We start from the raw sequence: 6527 nt of genomic DNA, 5'->3' as shown, positions 1-6527 counted from the left end.
CTTTTTTTCGGCTCGTTTGGCAACTGGACAAAGCCGTTAATCGCTATCGCACAAGCCCTTGCGTCTTGAGTAGCTAGGAACACGAGGATCTGGCCGGGCGTTAGCTTGACTAGCGACCTCGGAGCAGCTCGCTGGTCTCGGTAAAATCCGATGGGATGGTTGTATCAAAGAGTGGTGCATCCAACGTCTCGTTCCACTTCAGCCCTTCGAAGACGATGCGAGCAGCTTCCTTCGGATGCCGAATTTCAATTCTCACCGGCAGCCTGGTCTCGACATCGACCCACACGGTCAGTTGCAACTCCGCACTGAATCCATACTGTTCTGCGTTGTGAAACAGGCTTGCATCCTTGACGGGCATCTGGAATTTGCTGGTTTGAGATCCGTCGATCACCTCCTTGCCGACAAACGTGGCATTGTCGGACTTCGCAAGACGTAGTTGCTCGATCGGACTGGGAACCGGGTCTTTACGCACCTCGGTCGAGGTCGGCACCCTGGCCGCCTGCTTGCTCTTTCGGTCCAGCAGTACAGCATCCGCGCCGTTCTCGATTAGCGTGCTGTTGTCCGGCCCTTCGATCCGCAGACCATCCCCCTGCATCCAGCAACGAAACTCCTTGGACGTCTTGCCATTTATCTGCTCTTTCATCACGAAGGTCACCGACTTTGCCTGGACAACACTTTGAATCACGTCGGCCAACACCACCCCCGCCCCACCACCGCGGAAGTTCAACAGCACGACACCGATCGCGACACACACCATGACAGCAGCCGCGATTCGTCGGACACCTGGCCGGTGCCAGTAGCCCTGCCGGTCCGGCATAGACGGCTCCACGGGATCGGCGGGAAAATTAACCCGCACGTCCGGAAACTTCGCGATTTGGCGACCGCGGAGGCCGGTCAGGGCCAGTTCCAATCGTTCATCAAGGTTTTGAGGCAGACGAGAATTCATGGGTCACTCCTTAGTTTGACTAGGCTTCAAATCGGACAGCGCTTCACGTAATTGCTGCCGAGCTCGATGAATTAGCACGCCAACTTCGTTGGCGTTGGTCTCCATTTGCCCGGCGATCTCAGCATAGGAGCGTTCCTCCACACAGCGGAGCCAAAACGCGGTCGCTTGCCGATCAGGGAGCTTCGCTAGCTCCTCGCAGAGCCGATCCATGAGCTCGTTGAGTTGAGCGACCTGAGAGGTCACGTCCTGACAGGCGATCCGTTCCACGGCATCGCCGGAAGCGATGCCCAGAGAGGCCGCACGTCTGCGACGCCGCAAGTGATCGATCGCCCGACGGACGCTGTACCAGCGTAACAGCGAGGGCCAATCGTTGACCCTCCGTCCTCGTGTCTGTTGGTACGCTTCCAGGAACACATCCTGGTAGCAATCCTGCGCTGCCGCGTGGTCGTTTAGAACACGAAATACCGTGCTCCAGACCATCGGCCCGTGTACTCGACAAAGTTCGTCCCAATCGTGTGGCTTCACTATCTGGACACTCCCTACGCATCGGTCAGAACTATTCACGCTTGCCGAGCAGGAAATATTACGAGAAACGCTGGAATACTGGTCCGCAAGACGAGCCCACACGCGACGAAGAGCTGCGCGACGGCTGGCGTGCGCCGCGCAGCGCATTCATTCGTCGTAGGCCAGCCAGGTTGCTGGGCCTTTTCAAGAGACATTCGGGCGGGCTCATTGTCTGCGCCCCCGGCTGGAATCGGCACCGCCTGCGGTCGGGCGAGGGAACGGCGAACTGCTAAGAGCTGAGCAGCAGGTCCGACACACCGAAGCATTTCTCAGCCATCGCCGAGTGCGACTCCTGCATTGTTACCTGAGGATGGCTGCGAAAGTGGCAACGGGATTTGAACTCAGCAACTCATTGCTTGAGAACAAGTTGCTGCCGATCATCGGGCCACGGGCCCGAACTCGACTGATTGTTTGAACCCGATTGACGGGCTGGGAGATCAATCGCAAAGCGTTGTTGCTAAACGAGAAACGGCTCTTCGCATACGGAGCGCGAAGAGCCGTCCATGCTTCAAAGTCGGGGCGACAGGACGGCTATTGAACTTTTCGTGGTTGGGGTCAGCCGCTGGGATGGGGGCATTCGCCGACGAATTGGATCGTAACCGAAATTGACAAAAACTCTTACGAACCTCGATCGTCAGTATTTCTTCATTTCGACGGCGAGCCAAGCGCGGGCGTAGGCCCACCAGGTGTCGGCGGTACGTGCGGATACGCCGAGGACTTCGGCACATTGAGCGAGGGTAACCCCGCCGAAATGCCGCAACTGGACATGGTCGGCAAGTTGCGGGTGCGTCAGGGCCAGCCGCGACAGGGCGTCGTCCAGGGCCTCGACCGCGTCGTCCGGCGGCGGGCTGACCAAATCGTCCGATTCGAGATCGACACGCCGCCCGCCTCCGCGTTTGGCGGCATTACGAGCGCGGGCGCGATCGACGAGGATGCGGCGCATGGCCTGGGCGGCGGCCTTCAGGTAGTCGCTCTTCGTTGCGAACGAGCGCTCGCCGCCGAGCTTCAAGAACGCCTCGTGGACGAGCGCCGTGGCGTCGAGCGTCTGTCCCAGCTTTTCCGAAGCGAGTTTCGCCGCCGCCAGCTTGCGAAGTTCGTCATACACCTGGGGCAAGAGTTCGGCGGGCCTCACTTCTTTTCCGCCTTCTTCAGCAACTCGCCCACGTCGGCCCACAACTGGGTGAACATCTTCTGTTCGTCTGCCGGGAGATTGGCCAGGGCCGTCGCGTCGCGGATGCCGGCGAGATCCAGGTCCTGCTGCCAGTGCTTCATCTGCTGCGGCACGGCGGCACGGGCGGGGGGTTGGCCGCTCTCCAGTTGCTTGGCCCACAAGACCAGCTCGGCGCGGAGCCAGTCGAGGACCTGCTTCCGCAGGCGGACCCGTTCCTTGTCGTCGAGCTTGGCGGCGTCCTCGCCCAGACCGGCGGCGGCGAGGGACGCATAGCAAGCGGCGTTGTAGCGATAGCCTGTTTTTGGGTCGTCGGCCAGCTTGGGGTCGGCGGCGAAGGCGTCGGCGTACAGACCCGCGGACGCGCGATACCGCTTCTTGGTCGCGCACAACTCGGCGAATGCGAGCCGCTCGCCGTTGGTCGTCGGCTTGTAGTCACCCTTTAAGAGCGCGGGAAGTTTGTCCAACAGCGCCGTCAGGCGCTGGGCTTGCGCGAGTCCAGATTTGGCCTGGACAAAATCCGGTATGAGTTCAAGTGCCTTACGAAACTCGGCCTCCGCCTCCGCCGGCCGACCCATCCCCAACAGGTGGCGGCCCAGGTTGTCGTGGATCAAAGCCAGGTTGTTGGCAAATTCGGTGACGGCGGGTTCGGCGTCGACCAGCTTCCGGTAAATCTCCTGTGTCTTGCGGTACTCGGCCTCGGCCTCAGCCGGCCTGCCCGTCGCTGCCATCAGGTTGCCGAGGTTGTTGTGGTGGTTCGCCAGGAACTGGCGGTTCTGAACGGAGGCGGGGTTCTCGTCGGTCGCCTTCTGCGAGAGCGCAATGGCCTTGCGGAACTCGGCCTCCGCCCCCGCCTGTCTGCCCGTCGCCGCCAGGATGTCGCCGAGGCCGTGATGGCTGCCCGCCAGCGCGCTGCGGTATTCGGTGACGGTCGGGTTGTCGTCGGCCAGCTTTCGCATGATCGCCAGCGCCGCGCGGAACTCGACCTCGGCTTCCGCCAGCTTCCCGGTGTTCTTCCGCAGGATCGCAAGATTCTGGTGGGTTCGCGACAGGTGTTTGCGGTATTCGGTGACGGACGGGTGGTCGTCGGCCAGTTTTCGATACATCCCGAGTAAGAGTTGGTATTCGGTCTCCGCCTCTGCCGTCTTGCCCGCCATGCTCAGTTTGCCGACGAGGTTGTAGTGGCCGAGCGCCACGCGGCTGCGGAACCGCGTGACGGAGGGGTGTTCGTCGGCCAACTGCTGGTATGCCGCCAACGCCTTACGGGTCTCGGCCTCGGCCTCCGCCGGCTTGACCGTAACCGACATCACGTTGGCACGAGCGAGGTGGGTGTCCGCCAGGCAGAAGCGGAACTCGATATCGGCGGGGTTGTCGTCGGCGAGTTTCCGGTAGATGGCCAGCGCCGTGCGGTACTCGCCGTCGGCCTTCGCCGATTGACCCGTCTCATGCAAAAAGACGCCGAGATTATGGTGGTGGTTCGCCAGGAAGGCCCGCGCCCGGGATTCGGCGGGGTTCTCATCGGCCACCTTTTGCGAGAGGGCAATCGCCCGGCGGTACTCGGTTTCCGCCTCCGCCGGCTGGCCCGTCGCCGCCAGGACGTCGCCCAGGCCGTGACGGCTCCCCGCCAGGTCACTACGGTATTCCGCGACGTCGGGGTAGTCATCGGCCAGTTTTGCCGCAGTGCGATCGCCTGGCGGAACTCGGCCTCCGCCTCCGCCGACTCGCCAGTGTGCGACAACAGGCCGGCGACGGTGTCGTGGCTCTCCGCCAGGTTACTGCGGTATTTGGCGATTTCGGGGTTGGCGTCGGCCAGTTTCCGGACGATCGCCAGGGCTTCGCGGCACGCGATCAGGGCATCTTGTTTGTCGCCAATCTCCTGGGTCAGTGCGCTCAGGTCGTGAGTGGCTTTGGCCAGGCGCTCCAACGATTCGGTGCGGGTGTCGCGGTCGGCCTGGAGGCGCGTGCGGAGCTCGCGGAAGAACTCCAGCGGCTCTTTCAGGAGTTCCTTGCGCAACGACTCCAGAGCCGGGTTGTTCTTGAGGGCCTCGTTCTTCGACACGACGTCGCCGAACCGCCTCACGGCCTCGATGGCCTGGGTCTCGCGGGCCAGCACCTTGGCCTGCTCGTCGGCCAGCTCGCGGTTCCGCGCCGCCACCTTGGCCTGCTCGTCCGCCAACTCGCGGTTTTTGACGGCCAGTTCGCGGTTGGCCTGGACTTGCACCCCAATCACGGCTGCCACCCCGACCAATAGCGCGAGAACCACGATGGACGCGGCCAACATGGGGCCGCGATGCCGCCGAACGAATTTCTTCAACCGATACGTGGCACTCGGCGGCGCCGCCTGCACAGGCTCGCCGCTCAGGTAACGCAGTACGTCTGCGGCGAAGCCGTTGGCCGTCTCGTAACGCCGCGCGCGGTCCTTCTCCAGCGCCTTCATCACGATCCAGTCCAGTTCCCCACGCACCTGTTTCGTCAACTTCAATGGCTCGGTATGACGGCACGCTGCCAACGACGGCAGCGTGTCGGTCGAACTCAGCCGGGCGCTGGGTCGTGGCGGTTCTTCCTCGCGAATGATTCGACGCATCTCGTCCCAGGCGGCTTCCTTGAATCGTTTCCGTTCCAGCGGCGTCGTGCCGGTGAGCAACTCGTAAAGCACCACCCCCAGCGAGTAGACGTCCGATCGCGTGTCCACGTCGACGTTGTTCAATTGCGCCTGTTCCGGCGACATGTACAGCGGGGTCCCCAGAACCGACTCGTGGGCTGTGTGCAGCGTCTTCTCCGTTAGCGACTGATGCATCGCTTTGGCCAGGCCGAAGTCAATGATTTTCGGCACCGGCTTGTCGTCGTAGGGCGCGACGAGAATGTTGGATGGTTTGAGATCGCGGTGGATGATCCCCTTCTGATGGGCGTGCTGCACCGCCTGGCAAACTAGCGTGAACAATTGCAGCCGCTCCGGCACACTCAGCCGTGCCGCATCGCAATACTCGGTGATCGGCACGCCCTTGACATACTCCATGACGAAAAACGGGCGACCCGTTTCGGTCAGCCCGCCGTCAAGGACTTTGGCGACGTTCGGGTGGTCCATCACGGCCAGTGCTTGGCGCTCGGCCTCGAAGCGGGCGATGACGCTCTTGGAGTCCATGCCGGCTTTGATGAGCTTCAACGCTACCTTGCGGCGAACGGGCTGCGTCTGCTCGGCAACCCAAACCGCGCCCATGCCGCCTTCGCCGATTTGTTCGAGGAGCTTATAGCGACCGGCAATGACCGCGCCAGGTTGTTCATTGCGGACATAGGCCCCCGTCAGTTCCGGGACGGGCTGGTCAAGCAACGGGTGAGACTGGAAGTGCGCGTCCAGTAATTGATCGATCCGCTGCCGCACGTCGGGTCGACCGACGCATTCGCGGTCCAACAGAGATGTCCGTTCTCTCTGGTCGGCCACGGCAACGGCAGCCACGAATAGATCGAGTTCGTTCATCAGAATCGTCCTCCGATCACTCAGCGTAATCCGGCAACGAAAGGCGCAGTCCCCGCGAAAAGCAATTCGCGATTTGCTTTTGCGAAGGTAATCTAAAGTCTCTTAGTTGTATTGCGGGTCAGCGGAAAATGAGCTGGCACACGACAATTGAACTGGAGTAGTGGTTGCCAATCGCGAAACTGCCGACGGGATTTGAACTCGCTAACTATCTACGAGCACATGGGTTACGGCAGTTCAGCGAGTTGTCATGTTGCAATCGGCCGGCAGTTTGAACGTGATTCTGGGCCCGAAAACCAGGAAGAAAAACCCTGCAACTCCAACAAAAACGCCCTTCGACGTATTTGCCGAAGGGCTCGTTTCTGAAAAAAGTCGGG

General features: G+C 61.6%; 4 protein-coding genes and 1 pseudogene. All 5 read right to left on the bottom strand.

Going from position 1 to position 6527, the window contains the following annotated elements; translation table 11 throughout:
• Positions 1–109: 109 nt before the first annotated feature.
• On the bottom strand, positions 110–946 hold the full coding sequence (locus tag SGJ19_16395) for a hypothetical protein (protein MDZ4781834.1): 837 nt from the start codon (positions 944–946) through the stop codon (positions 110–112).
• A 3-nt stretch (positions 947–949) separates the two neighbouring features.
• Positions 950–1471 (bottom strand): sigma-70 family RNA polymerase sigma factor, encoded by a 522-nt coding sequence (locus tag SGJ19_16390; GenBank protein ID MDZ4781833.1) that lies wholly within the window; start codon positions 1469–1471, stop codon positions 950–952.
• Between the two features lie 673 nt (positions 1472–2144).
• Positions 2145–2642 carry an ECF-type sigma factor gene (locus SGJ19_16385; protein MDZ4781832.1) on the bottom strand — a complete coding sequence of 166 codons (498 nt, stop codon included), beginning with the start codon at positions 2640–2642 and terminating at the stop codon, positions 2145–2147.
• On the bottom strand, positions 2639–4129 hold the full coding sequence (locus SGJ19_16380) for a tetratricopeptide repeat protein (protein MDZ4781831.1): 1491 nt from the start codon (positions 4127–4129) through the stop codon (positions 2639–2641). Before SGJ19_16380 ends, SGJ19_16385 begins: the two co-directional genes overlap by 4 nt.
• Positions 4130–5142: 1013 nt before the next feature.
• Positions 5143–5895 (bottom strand): annotated as a pseudogene (locus tag SGJ19_16375) (serine/threonine-protein kinase).
• Between the last annotated feature and the right edge of the window lie 632 nt (positions 5896–6527).

The organism is Planctomycetia bacterium (assembly GCA_034440135.1).
In the GTDB taxonomy this organism is placed as follows: domain Bacteria; phylum Planctomycetota; class Planctomycetia; order Pirellulales; family JALHLM01; genus JALHLM01.
The sequence above is the reverse complement of the archived record's forward strand: the minus strand, read 5'-3'. Positions and strand labels throughout refer to the sequence as shown.

What these genes read in the sequence shown, in the direction of transcription:
- SGJ19_16395 (MDZ4781834.1), bottom strand. Translation starts at nt 946, where the DNA reads ATGAATTCTCGTCTGCCTCAAAACCTTGATGAACGATTGGAACTGGCC.